Consider the following 14,896-nt stretch of genomic DNA (forward strand, 5'->3'; position numbering starts at 1 on the left):
GCCAGCGTCCGCTACGGCGCGGGCGGTGGGCCGGGCCAGCGCTCGCGCAGCTCCGCGCACGGGTCGTGGGGCGTCAGCGCCGGCGTGCGGTGGACGTAATCCGCTTCACTTTCAATAGCTGCTCGCGCTTGTCCAGCTTGGGCTATTGCCACTTTTGACGTGAAATCACTCGGCAGCCACGTGGGCACGCCCAGGCTGCGCTGCACGTGGCCGAAGCCCGCCACCAGCAATACCGTGCGGCCGGGGCGGTGGGCGGCCTGCACTGCGCGCGCCATGCGGGCGTCCCGCGCCAGCTGGATGCGCACCATGGGCATCAGCCGCTGCGCCGGCACCAGGCCGCAGTGGCCCTCCTCGATCGCGGTGCGCTGGCGCGCCAGCGCGGCGGGAGGCAAGTGCGTGTCCAGCGCCGCGTCGCGCATGGCTTGCGGCATCTGGCTGCGCGGCAGGTTACCGCCGCGCACCGGCACGCCCGCGGCCACGGCAGCCATCACCACCGGCGCATAGCGGTCCCAGGGCCAGGCCTGCTCATCCCATTGCAGCGCGGCGCGCACCTGGGCAGCGCCCGCGTCCGGCGGCAGGCCATCGGTGCCCGCGCCTTCGGGCGCCATCTCCAACACCAGGGCCGCAAGGCGCTGGCGCGCGGCGAGCCACTGGACCGTGTGCCGCTGCCACTGCTGGTGGGCGGCGGCGTCATGCTGCTCGCCCAGCAGCAGGGCGTCCACGGGCGGCCAGCGCTCCAGTTGGGCGTCCCAGGCGGCGTTGCCCGCGGTGGTTGGTGCCGACTGCTCCAGAAGTGTGGTACAGCCGGCGGCGAATGCCAGAGCCAGCGTGGCGAGCAGAAAGCGGTACAGCGGTAGGGTTGGCATGCCCAATGGTAGGACGTGGCGGCATTGCAACCGGGCGTAAATGTGACTTGCATGAGGAGCGCTTTGGGCCGTAATTTGCGGCGGGCCGCGCCACGGGCGGCTGGCGTGCTACAGGAAACGGAGAGCGCAACTAGGCTGCACGGCCGCGTGACCGCCGAGGCGACAACGACTTCGCAGGGTCTTCATGTAAGGTTCGCGGCGAAGCGTCCCGCGCGGTGTGAAAATCGAGAATTGCCGCCGCGCTTGGGTCGCGGCGTGCACGTCAGTTAGATCCTTTCGGAGCCCCTTCCATGCAGCGTGAAATCACCGACCTTGCCCCCGCCCTGTCTACACAACCCATCAGCATGGATGTGCTGAAGGAGAAATACTTCAAAGACGGCGAGAGCGATGTCGAGGATCTGTTCCGCCGCGTGGCGCGGGCGTTGGCCTCGGTCGAGCGCGAGGACATGCGCCAGGCCCTGGAGGCGCGCTTCCTGGACAACCTGCGTGCCGGCGCCATCGGGGCGGGGCGCATCATGAGCGCCGCCGGCACCGACATCCAGGCCACCCTCATCAACTGCTTCGTGCAGCCCGTGGGCGACTGCATCCAGGGCGTGGACGATGCGGGCTACCCCGGCATCTACGAGGCCCTGCGCGAGGCCGCCGAGACCATGCGCCGCGGCGGCGGCGTGGGCTATGACTTCTCGCGCATCCGCCCGCGCGGCGCGCTGGTGAAGGGCACGGCCTCCATGGCCTCGGGCCCCTGCAGTTACATCAACGTCTTCGACCAGTCCTGCTCCACGGTGGAGAGTGCGGGCGCGCGCCGCGGCGCGCAGATGGGCGTGCTGCGCATCGACCACCCGGACGTGCTGGACTTCATCACCGCCAAGCGTACGCCGGGCCGCTGGAACAATTTCAATGTGTCCGTGGGCGTGCCCGACGCCTTCATGGAAGCGGTGGAGCAGGACCGTGATTGGGAGCTGGTGCATGGCGCCGCGCCCGGTGCGGAGCTGCAGGCCCAGGGCGCACACCAGCGCGCCGACGGCCAGTGGGTGTACCGCACGGTGCGCGCGCGCGAATTGTGGGACACGATCATGAAGTCGGCCTACGACTTCGCTGAGCCCGGCATCCTGTTCCTGGACCAGATCAACACCGACAACAACCTGCACTACACGGAGACCATCCAGGCGACCAACCCGTGTGGCGAGCAGCCGCTGCCGCCCTACGGCTGCTGCGACCTGGGCCCGATCATCCTCACACGCTTCGTGCGCAACCCGTTCGGGCTGCATGGCGAGGCCTCGTTCGACTTCGATGCCTTCGAGCAGGCCGTGGCCACCCAGGTGCGCGCGCTGGACAATGTGCTGGACGTGACCTTCTGGCCCCTGCCGCAGCAACAGGCCGAGTCGGCGGCCAAGCGCCGCATCGGCGTGGGCTTCACGGGCATGGGCAACACTCTCGCCATGCTGTGCAAGCGCTACGACCGCCAGGAAGGGCGCGACATGGCGGTACAGATCGCCGAGCGCATGCGCAACGCGGCCTACCGCGCGTCGGTGGAACTGGCGAAGGAAAAGGGCGCGTTCCCCAAGTTCGACGCCGATGGCTACCTGGCCAAGGGCACCTTCGCCAGCCGCCTGCCCGCGGACATCCAGAAGGCCATCCGCAAGCACGGCATCCGCAACAGCCACCTGCTGTCCATCGCGCCCACGGGCACGGTGAGCCTGGCCTTTGCCGACAATGCCTCCAACGGCATCGAGCCGCCGTTCTCCTGGACCTACACGCGCCGCAAGCGCGAGGCCGACGGCAGCAAGAGCGAGTACGTGGTGGAGGACTACGCCTGGCGTCTGTACAAGACCCTGGGCGGCGACGTGAACCATCTGCCTGCGTACTTCGTGAGCGCCATGGACATGGCGGCCGCCGACCACGTGGCCATGATGGAGGCCGTGCAGCCCTTCGTGGACACGGCGATCTCCAAGACCGTGAACGTGCCCGAGGACTACCCCTACGCCGATTTCAAGGGCCTGTACATGCAGGCCTGGCACTCGGGCCTGAAGGGCCTGGCCACCTACCGGCCCAACAGCATCCTGGGCGCCGTGCTGGAAGTCACGCCCGCCGCAGCGCCGGCCCCCGCCGCCGCACCCGAGGCCGCGCCCGCCCCGGTGGTGGTGGACCCCATGCGCACCATGATCGAGAGCCGTCCCACGGGCGGCCTGTCGGCCGTGGCGGAGAAGCTGGAGTACTGGACGCAGGAAGGCCACAAGACGCTGTACCTGATCGTCTCCTTCCTGCCCGTGCCTGACGGGCGCGGCGGCACGGTGGACCGCGCCATCGAGTTCTTCATGCCCGTGGGGCAGAGCGGCGAATCGCAGCAGTGGATCACCTCCAGCATGCGCCTGCTGTCGCTGGCCGCGCGCGGCGGCTTCCTGGAGCGCGCGCTGTCCGACATGCGCAAGGTGGCCTGGGACCGCGGCCCCGTGCGCCTGGGCACCTACCAGCGTGCCGACGGCGCCCAGGTGCCGCTGTGGCACGACTCCGAGGTGGCGGCCGTCGCCTATGCCGTGCAGAACATCCTGGCGCGCCGCGCCGAGGCGCCGCAGCAGCAGGTGCTGCCGCTGGACGAGCCCGACATGCCCGCCGGCATGCCGCCCGCCATGGCCGGCAAGAAATGCCAGGAATGCGGCGCCCACGCCGTGATCCGCAAGGACGGCTGCGACTACTGCACCCAGTGCGGCGCCCTGGGCAGCTGCGGCTGACCTCATGCGCGGCCCCGTGCGGCGGCAAGGCGCAGATGCTATTTAAAAAGTAGCTATCTGCGCTTGCTGCATGCGCCGCAAGGCCTGATTTGACCAATGGCGGCATAGCCCGCATGGATGGCATGGGCGGCCTGATGATGGTCAAGACGCCCTGCGGCCAGACGCCTACACTCGCGCCATGCGCAAGAAACCCACGCTGTCGACCAAGCTGCTGGCCATGGGCACGGTGTTCCTGCTCGTGGCCCTGGCCTCCATCGGCTTCACGCTGTGGGTCACCTGGCAGCTCGAGGGCGGCGCCGCGGCCGTCAATGAGGCGGGCCGCCTGCGCATGAACATGCTGCGCATGATCCTGGCGCAGCAGAACGAATCGCCCCAGGAATTCGCGCGGCTGAAGCAGCGCTTCGACGACGGGCTGGAGCTGCTGCGCACCGGGGACCCCGCGCGCCCCCTGTTCGTGCCCTGGAACGACGAGACCCGCACGCAGTACGAGCACATCCGCTCGCAATGGCTTTTGCTGCAGCAGGAATGGAAGATGTCCCTGCCGCAGGAGAGTGGCGCCGCCGCCGTGGCGCGCGGCGACGCCTTCGTGAGCGAGATCGACGGCTTCGTGCAGGCCATCGAGGTGCGCATCATGCGCTGGACCGCGGTGCTGCACCTGTTCCACCTGTTTCTCGTGGCCCTGGCCATAGGTTCGGCCGTGGCCTTCATGGCGCTGAGCTATCTGCTGGTGCTCAATCCCGTGACGCGGCTGCAGCAGGCGCTTGGCCGCGTGCGCCAGGGCGACCTGGGCACGCGCCTGGAGGTGGAGACGGAGGACGAGTTCGGCCAGCTGGCGGCCGGCTTCAACCTCATGGCGCATGCGCTGCAGGCCTCGCACGAGGGCCTGGAGCGCAAGGTGCGCGAGAAGACCGCCACCATCGAGGTGCGCAACCAGCGCCTGTCCGCGCTCTACGCCGTGAGCGCGCTGGCGGGCGAGGCCGGCAGCCTGGAGGCCCTGGCCCAGGGTTTCGTGCAGCAGATCCGCAGCGTGGCCGGCTGCGATGCCGCCGCGCTGCGCTGGTCGGACGAGGCCAACCAGCGCTACGTGCTGCTGGCCGCCGACGGCCTGCCCAAGTCCCTGGCCGAGGAGGAGCACTGCCTGAACACCGGCACCTGCGAATGCGGCCAGGCGCAGGAACGGGCGCGCATGCGCGTGATCCCCATCGTCCCGGCGGGAAGGCTGCAGCTGCCGCACTGCCGCGAGGCCGGCTTCGAGACGGTGGTGAGTATCCCGGTGCAGATGCACCAGCGCCTGTTGGGCGAGGTCACGCTGCTGTATCGCAGTCCGCTGGAGCTGTCGGCGGAGATGCGCGAGCTGCTGTCCACCATGGCGCATCACTTGGCCACTTCCATGGAAAGCCTGCGCGCCTCGGCGCTGGAGCGCGAGGCAGCGGTGGCGCAGGAGCGCAGCCTCATTGCGCGCGAATTGCACGACTCCATCGCGCAGTCGCTGGCCTTTCTCAAGATCCAAACCCAGCTGCTGCGCGACGCGGTGGCGAAGGACAACACCGAGGCGCGTGACCGCAGCATGGCGGAGCTGGATACCGGTGTGCGCGAATGCTATGCCGACGTGCGTGAGCTGCTGGTGCACTTTCGCACGCGCACGCAGGACGAGGACATCGAAGCGGCGCTGCGCGCCACGCTCTCGAAGTTCGAACACCAGACCGGCGCGACCACGGCGCTGAGCATGGCGGGGCACGGCCTGCCGCTGGCGCAGGACGTGCAGATCCAGGTGCTGCACATCCTGCAGGAGGCCTTGTCCAACGTGCGCAAGCACGCCGATGCACGCCGTGTGGAGCTGCGGGTGCAGCGCCACCCCCGCTGGCGCTTCGAGGTGCAAGACGATGGCCGCGGGTTCGACCCGGACAGAGTGCCACCCGATTCGCTGCATGTGGGCCTGGGCATCATGCGTGAACGCGCGCAGCGCATCGGTGCGCATCTGGAGCTGGTTTCGCGCCCCGGCGGCGGTGGCACCTGCGTTGTCCTGGAGCTGCCACCAACCACCCGCGAGGAGCCTGCGTTGCCCTTCTCCCTTGTTTCTTCCGCCGCCGCATGAATGCTCCCACCACGCTTTTCCTGATCGATGACCACACCTTGCTGCGCCGCGGAGGCCCTGCGTCTGCTGCCTGCGCTGCGCCCCGACGTGATCCTGCTGGACAACCACCTGCCCGGTGTGCGCGGCGTGGATGCCATTGCCGGCCTGCGCGAGGCGTCGCAGGGCAGCCGCGTGTTGATGCTCACGGTGAGCGAGGATGGGCAGGACCTGGCGGCCGCCTTGCGTAACGGCGCGCAGGGGTATTTGCTCAAGACCATTGACGGTGACCTGCTTGCGCAGGCGATACGGCGGGCTGCACGCGGCGAGCCGGTGGTCAGCCCCGAAATGATGGGCAAGCTGGTGGCGGCGTTCCAGTCCCAGGGGGCGCCCACGCCCGAGCCCCTGCCCGAAGAGGAAGAGCCCGCGTCGGTGCTGTCGCCGCGCGAAGAAGACGTGTTGCGCGAGATTGCGCGCGGTCTCAGCAACAAGGAAATCGCACGTGCGCTCGACATTGCCGAGACCACCGTGAAGATCCATGTGCAGCACATTCTGCGCAAGCTGGGACTGTCCTCGCGCGTGCAGGCGGCGGTCTACGCCTCGGACCGCCACCGCCTCACGGAATAACCCCCAGAGCCCGGCATAGTTCTTAGGGAGTAGGGCGGCATAGGCCGCCCTCGTCCTTTTGCACCGCCCGCGGTGTCCCAGCGAAGGATGTGCAGGCACGGCCAGTTGCGGGACCATTGCACCGTACCCAAGAGAGGACATCTGCAATGGCTCAACTGCCCCAGCGCGCCGCGCCGAGCGCCTCAACCATCGGCGGAGATCCACGCCATACCCGCAAAGCCTGGTCAGTGCTCATCGTCAGCACGCTCGCCTTCACCGTCTGCTTCATGGTCTGGATGATGTTCGGCGTCATCGGGATCCCGATCAAGAAGATGCTGAACCTCAGCTCCACCCAGTTCGGCCTGCTCACGGCCATGCCCGTGCTCACGGGCTCGCTGGTGCGCGTGCCGCTGGGCATCTGGACCGACCGCTACGGCGGCCGCATCGTGATGGCGTTGCTCATGGCCGCCACCGTTCCCGCCATCTGGATGATGGGTTACGCCACCGAATACTGGCATTTCCTCGTGATCGGCCTGTTCGTCGGTTTGGCCGGCGGCTCGTTCTCGGTCGGTACGCCCTACGTGGCCCGGTGGTTCCCCAAGCACCGCCAGGGCATGGCCATGGGCGTGTACGGCGCGGGCAATTCGGGCGCGGCGGTGAACAAGTTCATTGCCCCGGTGATCCTGGTGGCCTTCGGGTGGGCCGCCGTGCCGCATGTGTATGCCGCCATCATGCTCGGTACGCTGGTGCTGTTCTGGCTGTTCAGCCACAGCGACCCGGCACACCTGGTACCCAGCAACGTGTCCTTTGGCGAACAGCTCAAGGCACTGAAGGACCCCAAGGTGCTCAAGTACTGCCAGTACTACAGCATCGTGTTCGGTGGCTATGTGGCGCTTTCCCTGTGGATGGTGCAGTACTACGTCGGTGAGTACGGCCTTGACATCCGTGTGGCGGCGCTGCTGGCAGCCTGCTTCTCGCTGCCGGGCGGCGTGCTGCGCGCCATCGGCGGCGTGCTGTCCGACAAGTTCGGGGCGCACTCCGTGACCTGGTGGGTGATGTGGGTGAGCTGGATCTGCCTGTTCCTGCTGTCCTACCCGCAGACCGACTTCACCATCCAGACCGTCAACGGACCCATCACCCTGCACGTCGGCTTGAACGTATACATGTTCACCGCGCTGTTGTTCGTCCTGGGCATCGCTTGGGCTTTCGGCAAGGCCAGCGTGTTCAAGTACATCAGCGACGACTACCCCAAGAACATCGGCGCCATCAGCGGCATCGTGGGCCTGGCCGGCGGCCTGGGCGGCTTCATCCTGCCCATCATGTTCGGCGCCCTGCTCGACTTCACCGGCATCCGTTCCAGTGCCTTCATGCTGCTCTATGGCGTGGTCTGGGTGTCCCTCATCTGGATGTATTTCACCGAGGTGCGCCGCACCGAGCTCATGGGCCCGCACGGGGCCTAGGGCACCACCCCTGCGAGGGCCTGAGCGGCCCGACTTGGAGAATCGCATGAACACCACTTCCGGCAACGCGCCGCGGGCCTCGCGTCCGGGCCGGGTGCTGACCGTCTGGACCCCGGAGGACAAGGCCTTCTGGGAACGCGAAGGCGAGGCCATCGCCAAGCTCAACCTGTGGATCTCGGTGCCGGCGCTGTTCCTGGCCTTTGCGATCTGGCAACTGTGGAGCGTCGTGGCGGTGAACCTACCGGCCCTGGGCTTCAAGTACTCGACCAACCAGCTGTTCTGGCTGGCCGCGGCGCCGGCGCTGTCGGGTGCCACGCTGCGCATCTTCTACTCGTTCATGGTGCCCGTCTTCGGGGGGGCGGCGCTGGACGGCGCTGTCCACCGCATCGCTGCTGATTCCGGCCATCGGCATTGGCTATGCAGTGCAGGACAACACCACCAGCTATCCCACCATGCTGGTGCTGGCGCTGCTGTGCGGGCTGGGCGGGGGCAATTTCAGCTCCAGCATGGCCAACATCAGCTTCTTCTTCCCGAAGGAGCGCAAGGGTTCGGCACTGGGCGTCAACGCCGGGCTGGGCAACCTGGGTGTGTCGGTGGTGCAGTTTCTGAGCCCGCTGGTCATCACTGCGGGCATCTTCGGTGTGTTTGGCGGCGATCCGCAGACCATTGTGAAAAACGGCCAGGAGCAGCTGGTGTGGGCGCAGAACGCTGCCTTCATCTGGGTGCCGTGGATTGCGCTGGCATCGATTGCCGCGTGGTTCGGCATGCATGACATTGCTGATGCCAAGGCCAGCTTTGCCGCGCAGGCCGCCATCTTCAAGCGCAAGCACAACTGGATCATGTGCGTGCTGTACCTGGGCACTTTCGGCTCGTTCATCGGCTTTGCTGCGGGCTTTCCGCTGCTGATCAAGGCGCTGTTCCCGCAGGTCAACCCGCTGGCCTACGCCTGGCTGGGCCCGCTGGTGGGTGCCGTGGTTCGCCCGTTTGGTGGCTGGCTGTCGGACAAGGTGGGTGGTGGCGTGGTCACCTTCTGGAACTTCATCGTCATGACGCTGGCCGTGGTGGGGGTGCTGTACTTTTTGCCCAAGGGCTCTGGCGGCTTTGCCTTGCCCTTCGGCCCGGCGGAAGGCAGCTTCACGGGTTTCTTCCTGATGTTCCTGGCGCTGTTTTTCACCACCGGCATTGGTAACGGCTCCACCTTCCGCATGATTCCCGTGATCTTTCTGACTCAGAAGATGCGCGAGCTGCGCGGCAACGACCCGGCTGCCAAGGCGCAGGCCATCAAGGACGGCAACACCGAAGGCGCAGCTGCCGTGGGCTTTGCCGGTGCGCTGGGTGCATACGGCGGGTTTTTCATCCCCAAGAGCTATGGCAGTTCCATCGCGGCGACCGGCGGGCCCGAGTTTGCGCTGTGGATGTTTGCGCTTTTCTACGTGCTGTGCATCGTTATTACCTGGTGGTACTACTCCCGCAAGAACGCAGAAATGCCTTGCTGAGCCACGCCACTACCCAGATTTCCAAGGAGCCCCACGATGAGTCATTTTCTCGACCGTCTCTCGTACTTCGCGCAGCCGCGCGAAAACTTCTCGCAGGGCCATGGCCAGACCAACGGCGAAGACCGTACCTGGGAAGATGCCTACCGCGACCGCTGGGCGCATGACAAGATCGTGCGATCCACCCACGGCGTGAACTGCACGGGCAGCTGCTCATGGAAGATCTACGTCAAGGGCGGCATCGTCACCTGGGAGACCCAGCAGACCGACTACCCGCGCACACGCCCCGATCTGCCCAACCACGAGCCCCGCGGCTGCGCCCGTGGCGCCAGCTACAGCTGGTATTTGTACAGCGCCAACCGCGTGAAGTACCCGCTGGTGCGCGGGCGTCTGCTCAAGCACTGGCGCGCGGCGCTGGCCATCGCCAAGAGCCCCGTGGATGCCTGGGCCGCCATCGTCGAAAACGACAGCGCGCGCCGTGAATGGCAAAAGCAGCGCGGCCTGGGCGGCTTTGTGCGCAGCACCTGGGACGAGGTCAACCAGATGATTGCTGCGGCCAACGTCTACACCATCAAGAAGCACGGGCCGGACCGCATCATTGGTTTTTCGCCGATTCCGGCCATGTCGATGATCTCGTACGCCGCGGGCAGCCGTTACCTGAACCTGATCGGCGGCGTGCCGATGAGCTTTTACGACTGGTACTGTGACCTGCCGCCGTCCAGCCCGCAGGTGTGGGGCGAGCAGACAGACGTGCCCGAGTCGGCCGATTGGTACAACTCCAACTACATCATTGCCTGGGGCTCCAACGTGCCCCAGACGCGCACGCCGGATGCGCACTTTTTTACCGAGGTGCGCTACAAGGGCGCCAAGGTCGTGGCCGTGACGCCCGACTACTCCGAGGTGGCCAAGCTGGCCGACCTGTGGCTGCACCCCAAGCAGGGTACCGACGCCGCCGTGGCCATGGCCATGGGGCATGTGATCCTCAAAGAGTTCTACTTCAAGGATGGCGGCAAGGGGCGCTCGGCGTACTTCGACGACTACGCCCGCCGCTACACCGACCTGCCGCTGCTGGTGGTGCTGCAAGAAAAGCAGCTGCCCGACGGCCGCACGGTGATGGTGCCGGGCCGCTACGTGCGCGCCAGCGACTTTGCCGACAAGCTGGGCCAGAGCAACCACCCCGACTGGAAGACCGTGGCCTACGATGTGGACGGCCGGGTGGCGCTGCCCAACGGCTCCATCGGCTTTCGCTGGGGCAAGGACGGGCGCGACGACAAGGGCCTGTGGAACCTGGAGTCCAAAGAGGCGCGCACCGGCAACGACGTCAAGCTCAAGCTGTCGGTGCTGGAGGACGGCGCGCAGGCGCATGACGTGACGGACGTTGCCTTTCCGTACTTTGGCGGTATCGACACGCCCAACTTCCAGTCCAACGACCAGGGCGGCGACGTCATCGTGCGCCGCGTGCCCATCACCCACCTGGACCTGCAGGGCGAGGGCGTATCCGGCCGCGTGGCCGTGGCCACGGTGTTTGACCTGCAGGCAGCCAACTACGGCGTTCTGCGCGGCCTGCCGGGCGAAGAAAAAGACGGCGGCGAGGAGGGTGGATATAACGCCAACGCGCCCTACACCCCGGCCTGGCAAGAGCGCATCACCGGCGTGCCGCGCGACCAGGTGATCGCCATTGCGCGCCAGTTTGCCGACAACGCCGACAAGACCCATGGCAAGTCCATGGTGATCATCGGCGCGGCCATGAACCACTGGTACCACTGCGACATGAACTACCGCGGCATCATCAACATGCTGATGATGTGCGGCTGTATCGGCCAGAGCGGCGGCGGCTGGTCGCACTACGTGGGCCAGGAAAAGCTGCGCCCGCAGACCGGCTGGACGGCGCTGGCCTTTGCGCTGGACTGGATTCGCCCGCCGCGCCAGCAAAACTCCACCAGCTTCTTCTATGCCCACACCGACCAGTGGCGCTACGAAAAGCTGGGCGTGGAGGAAGTGCTATCGCCCCTGGCGGATGCCAAGGCCTACCAGGGCTCGATGATCGACTTCAACGTGCGCTCCGAGCGCATGGGCTGGTTGCCCAGCGCGCCGCAGCTGCAGACCAACCCGCTGCAGGTGGTACGTGACGCACAGGCCAAGGGCGTGGATCCCAAGGACTATGTGGTGCAGTCGCTCAAGAACGGCTCGCTCACGCTGAGCTGCGAAGACCCCGACAACCCCATGAACTGGCCGCGCAACATGTTCGTGTGGCGTTCCAACATCCTGGGCAGCTCGGGCAAGGGGCATGAGTACTTCCTCAAGCACCTGCTGGGCACCACCCACGGCGTGCAGGGCAAGGACCTCGGCAAGGACGAGGCTAAGCCGCAGGAGGTCAAGTGGCACGCCAATGCGCCCGAGGGCAAGCTGGACTTGCTGGTCACGCTGGACTTCCGCATGAGCACCACCTGCCTGTACAGCGACATCGTGCTGCCCACGGCCACCTGGTACGAGAAGAACGACCTCAACACCAGTGACATGCACCCCTTCATCCACCCGCTGTCGGCAGCCGTCGACCCGGCGTGGCAGTCGCGCAGCGACTGGGAGATCTACAAGGGCTTCGCCAAGGCCTTCAGCGAAGTCTGCGTGGGCCACCTGGGCGTGGAAAAAGAAGTGGTGCTGACACCCATCATGCACGACACCCCGGCCGAGCTGGCCCAGCCCTACGGCGTAAAAGACTGGAAGCGCGGCGAGTGCGACCTGATCCCCGGCGTCACCGCGCCGCAGGTGACAGTGGTCGAGCGCGACTACCCCAACACCTACAAGCGCTTCACGGCCTTAGGTCCCCTGATGGACAAGGTGGGCAACGGCGGCAAGGGCATTGCCTGGAACACCGAGACCGAGGTGGCCCAGCTGGGCGACCTGAACGGCCGCGTGCGCGAAGAGGGCGTGACGCAGGGCCGCCCGAAGATCGTCACCGACATCGACGCCACCGAAGTGGTGTTGATGCTGGCCCCCGAGACCAACGGCCACGTGGCCTGCAAGGCCTGGTCGGCGCTGTCCGAGATCACCGGGCGCGACCACGTGCACCTGGCGCTGCACCGCGAGGACGAAAAAATCCGCTTCCGCGACATCCAGGCGCAGCCGCGCAAGATCATCAGCTCGCCCACCTGGAGCGGGCTGGAGAGCGAGAAGGTCAGCTACAACGCCGGCTACACCAACGTGCACGAGTACATCCCCTGGCGCACCCTCACCGGCCGCCAGCAGTTCTACCAGGACCACCCCTGGATGCGCGACTTTGGCGAGGGCTTTGTGAGCTACCGCCCGCCGGTGCACCTGAAGACGCTGGAAGAGGTCGAGGGCAAAAAGCCCAACGGCAACCCCGAGATCGCGCTGAATTTCATCACCCCGCACCAGAAGTGGGGCATCCACAGCACGTACAGCGACAACCTGCACATGCTCACGCTCAACCGCGGCGGCCCGGTGATCTGGCTCAGCGAAGACGACGCCAAGCGCGGCGGCATCGTGGATAACGACTGGGTCGAGCTGTTCAACGCCAACGGCGCCATTGCGGCGCGCGCGGTGGTCAGCCAGCGTGTCAAACCCGGCATGGTCATGATGTACCACGCGCAGGAAAAGATCATCAACACCCCGGGCTCGGAGATCACGGGCACGCGCGGCGGCATCCACAACTCCGTCACGCGCATCGTGCTCAAGCCCACCCACATGATTGGTGGCTACGCGCAGTACAGCTACGGCTTCAACTATTACGGGACCATCGGCACCAACCGCGACGAGTTCGTGCTGGTGCGCAAGATGCGCCGCATCGACTGGCTGGATGAAGAGGCATCCACCAGCACCGCCCACGCCTGAGCGACAAGGAGAGACACGATGAAAATTCGCGCACAAATCGGCATGGTGCTGAACTTGGACAAGTGCATCGGCTGCCATACCTGCTCGGTCACTTGCAAGAACGTGTGGACCAGCCGCCCTGGCATGGAATACGCGTGGTTCAACAACGTCGAGACCAAACCCGGCATCGGTTACCCCAAGGAATGGGAAAACCAGGACAAGTGGAACGGTGGCTGGGTGCGCAACCCGGACGGCTCCATCGCCCCCCGCCAAGGGGGCAAGTGGAAGCTGCTCATGCGCATCTTTGCCAACCCCAATCTGCCGCAGATCGACGACTACTACGAGCCCTTCACCTTCGACTACGACCATCTGCAGTCGGCGCCTGAGACCAAGGCTGCGCCCACGGCACGCCCGCGCAGCCTGATCACCGGCCAGCGCATGGAGAAGATCGAGTGGGGCCCGAACTGGGAAGAAATCCTGGGCGGCGAGTTCTCCAAGCGCAGCGCCGACGTGAACTTCGAGCAGGTCCAGAAGGACATGTACGGCCAGTTCGAGAACACCTTCATGATGTACCTGCCGCGCCTGTGCGAGCACTGCCTGAACCCGGCGTGCGTGGCATCGTGCCCCTCGGGCTCGATCTACAAGCGCGAGGAAGACGGCATCGTGCTGATCGACCAGGACAAGTGCCGCGGCTGGCGCATGTGCGTATCGGGCTGCCCCTACAAGAAGATCTACTACAACTGGCAGACCGGCAAGGCCGAGAAGTGCATCTTCTGCTACCCGCGCATCGAGGCGGGCCAGCCCACGGTGTGCTCCGAGACCTGCGTGGGCCGCATCCGCTACCTGGGTGTGCTGCTGTACGACGCCGACCGCATCCAGGAAGCCGCCAGCGTGGAGCGCGACCGCGACCTGTACGAGGCGCAGCTGGACATCTTCCTGGACCCCAACGACCCGGACGTGATCCGCCAGGCCAAAGCCGACGGCATCTCCGACGCCTGGCTGGAAGCCGCCAAGAACAGCCCCGTCTACAAGATGGCTGTGGACTGGAAGATCGCACTGCCGCTGCACCCCGAGTACCGCACACTGCCCATGGTGTGGTACGTGCCGCCGCTGTCGCCCATCACCGCTGCGGCCAATGCCGGCCACCTGGGCGTGAATGGCGAGATTCCCGACGTGTCGCAGCTGCGCATCCCCGTGCAGTACCTGGCCAACCTGCTCACCGCCGGCGACACCGGCCCCGTGGTGCGGGCGCTGGAGCGCATGCTGGCCATGCGCGCCTACCAGCGCGGCATGCATGTGGACCGCCAGCAGAACCTGGCCGTGCTGCAGCAGGTGGGGCTCACGGTGCATGAAGTGGAAGACATGTACCAGGTCATGGCGATCGCCAACTACGAAGACCGCTTCGTCATCCCCTCGGCGCACCGCGAGTACGCCGAGAACGCATTCGACCTGCGCGGCGGCTGCGGCTTCTCGTTCGGCAACGGCTGCTCCGACGGCTCCACACCGGCCCCGTGGTGCGGGCGCTGGAGCGCATGCTGGCCATGCGCGCCTACCAGCGCGGCATGCATGTGGACCGCCAGCAGAACCTGGCCGTGCTGCAGCAGGTGGGGCTCACGGTGCATGAAGTGGAAGACATGTACCAGGTCATGGCGATCGCCAACTACGAAGACCGCTTCGTCATCCCCTCGGCGCACCGCGAGTACGCCGAGAACGCATTCGACCTGCGCGGCGGCTGCGGCTTCTCGTTCGGCAACGGCTGCTCCGACGGCTCCACGGACGTGAGCATGTTCGGTGGCAAGAAGCGACGCACCATCCCCATCAAGGCCACGGTCTGAGGCGA

At 66.5% G+C, this 14,896-nt stretch carries 6 protein-coding genes and 3 pseudogenes; 8 read left to right on the plus strand and 1 reads right to left on the minus strand.

The annotated features are described in order from the left end of the window. Nucleotides 1-11 precede the first annotated feature (11 nt). Entirely contained in the window at nucleotides 12-866 is an 855-nt protein-coding gene (locus tag HND92_RS02580) for a ChaN family lipoprotein (protein WP_172205652.1), read from the minus strand. Between the two features lie 290 nt (nucleotides 867-1,156). Here HND92_RS02580 and HND92_RS02585 point away from each other — a divergent pair, with 290 nt between their 5' ends. The 8 genes and pseudogenes from HND92_RS02585 to narH (HND92_RS19525) form a co-directional block, all read left to right on the plus strand. After that, the gene (locus HND92_RS02585) at nucleotides 1,157-3,595 is read left to right on the plus strand and encodes an adenosylcobalamin-dependent ribonucleoside-diphosphate reductase (protein WP_172205663.1); all 2,439 of its coding nucleotides are present in this window, start codon (nucleotides 1,157-1,159) and stop codon (nucleotides 3,593-3,595) included. A gap of 178 nt (nucleotides 3,596-3,773) precedes the next feature. After that, nucleotides 3,774-5,690: a type IV pili methyl-accepting chemotaxis transducer N-terminal domain-containing protein gene (locus HND92_RS02590; protein ID WP_172205665.1), complete on the plus strand. Its 1,917-nt coding sequence runs from the start codon at nucleotides 3,774-3,776 to the stop codon at nucleotides 5,688-5,690. Between the two features lie 27 nt (nucleotides 5,691-5,717). Beyond that, entirely contained in the window at nucleotides 5,718-6,293 is a 576-nt protein-coding gene (locus HND92_RS02595) for a LuxR C-terminal-related transcriptional regulator (RefSeq protein WP_371814841.1), read from the plus strand. Nucleotides 6,294-6,439: 146 nt separating this feature from the next. After that, nucleotides 6,440-7,732, plus strand: coding sequence for a nitrate/nitrite transporter (locus tag HND92_RS02600; protein WP_172205667.1), 1,293 nt, complete (start codon nucleotides 6,440-6,442; stop codon nucleotides 7,730-7,732). A 46-nt stretch (nucleotides 7,733-7,778) separates the two neighbouring features. Then, nucleotides 7,779-9,228, plus strand: a pseudogene (locus HND92_RS02605) (MFS transporter). Nucleotides 9,229-9,264: 36 nt separating this feature from the next. Continuing rightward, the gene (locus tag HND92_RS02610) at nucleotides 9,265-13,077 is read left to right on the plus strand and encodes a nitrate reductase subunit alpha (RefSeq protein WP_172205669.1); all 3,813 of its coding nucleotides are present in this window, start codon (nucleotides 9,265-9,267) and stop codon (nucleotides 13,075-13,077) included. 18 nt (nucleotides 13,078-13,095) lie between these two features. Continuing rightward, nucleotides 13,096-14,577 (plus strand): annotated as a pseudogene (narH, locus tag HND92_RS02615) (nitrate reductase subunit beta); the annotation flags it as partial. Further along, nucleotides 14,559-14,891, plus strand: a pseudogene (gene narH, locus HND92_RS19525) (nitrate reductase subunit beta); the annotation flags it as partial. The pseudogenes narH (HND92_RS02615) and narH (HND92_RS19525), both read left to right, overlap by 19 nt. Nucleotides 14,892-14,896: the final 5 nt, after the last annotated feature.

Origin of the sequence: Diaphorobacter sp. JS3050 (assembly GCF_013154915.1) — a bacterium.
Classification (GTDB): domain Bacteria; phylum Pseudomonadota; class Gammaproteobacteria; order Burkholderiales; family Burkholderiaceae_C; genus Diaphorobacter; species Diaphorobacter nitroreducens.

Bases quoted from the DNA above. Each gene is read 5' to 3' on its own strand.
- HND92_RS02580 (WP_172205652.1), bottom strand. From the start codon at position 866: ATGCCAACCCTACCGCTGTACCGCTTTCTGCTCGCCACGCTGGCTCTG.
- HND92_RS02585 (WP_172205663.1), top strand. From the start codon at position 1,157: ATGCAGCGTGAAATCACCGACCTTGCCCCCGCCCTGTCTACACAACCC.
- HND92_RS02590 (WP_172205665.1), top strand. From the start codon at position 3,774: ATGCGCAAGAAACCCACGCTGTCGACCAAGCTGCTGGCCATGGGCACG.
- HND92_RS02595 (WP_371814841.1), top strand. From the start codon at position 5,718: ATGACCACACCTTGCTGCGCCGCGGAGGCCCTGCGTCTGCTGCCTGCG.
- HND92_RS02600 (WP_172205667.1), top strand. From the start codon at position 6,440: ATGGCTCAACTGCCCCAGCGCGCCGCGCCGAGCGCCTCAACCATCGGC.
- HND92_RS02610 (WP_172205669.1), top strand. From the start codon at position 9,265: ATGAGTCATTTTCTCGACCGTCTCTCGTACTTCGCGCAGCCGCGCGAA.